This window comes from Variovorax sp. P4_D9 (assembly GCF_056401695.1).
The window spans coordinates 1-706 of sequence record NZ_JBFUIU010001682.1 but is presented as its reverse complement, the minus strand read 5'-3'; the positions used below and the strand labels follow the sequence as shown (position 1 = coordinate 706).

Below are 706 nucleotides of genomic sequence, written 5' to 3'. Positions count from 1 at the left end.
GAACAGGCCCTCGGGGCTTGAGTACTGCGAGATCAGCGTGGCCAGCGTGCCGGCCTTGGCCGAAACAAGGTTCAATGCCCAGAAGGCCTCGTTCCAACTCAGCACTAGGCACAGCAGGCCACAAGATGCGAGTCCGCCGATCGACAGCGGCATCACCACGTGGCGGAACTCGGTCCAGATGCTGGCGCCATCCATGCGCGCGGCTTCGAGGATTTCGTTGGGGATGTCCTTGTAGCTCGTGTAGAGCATCCAGACCATGATCGGCAGGTTCGACAGCGTGAACACTATGATCAGTGCCGGCAGCGAGTCGAGCATGCCCGAGGTCTGCGCGAGCACGTAGATCGGCACCAGCGCGCCGACGGCCGGCATCATCTTGGTCGAGAGCATCCACATCAGGATGTCGCGCGTGCGCTTGGTGCGAAAGAAGGCCATCGAGTACGCCGCGGGCGCGGCGATCAGCAGGCCCAGAATGGTCGAGCCCACGCTCGTGATCAGTGAGTTTCGCGCGTACAGCAGGTAGTCGCTGCGACGCTGCACTTCACTGAAGTTCTCCATCGTCGGCTCGAAGATGAAGAGCGGCGGCACATGAATGGCCTGCAGTTCGGTCTTGAACGCCGTGAGGAACAACCAGCCGAGCGGAAAGAACAGCAGCAGCGCGGCGGCCCAGGCGCCGACGGCGCGCAGGACGGTGAACATTGGATGGGGC

General features: G+C 62.7%; 1 protein-coding gene. It reads right to left on the bottom strand.

Going from position 1 to position 706, the window contains the following annotated elements; translation table 11 throughout:
* Nucleotides 1–696, bottom strand: a 696-nt coding sequence (locus AC1DY5_RS57745; RefSeq protein ID WP_478123058.1) for a carbohydrate ABC transporter permease, incomplete at its 3' end; no start/stop codon positions are given.
* Nucleotides 697–706: the final 10 nt, after the last annotated feature.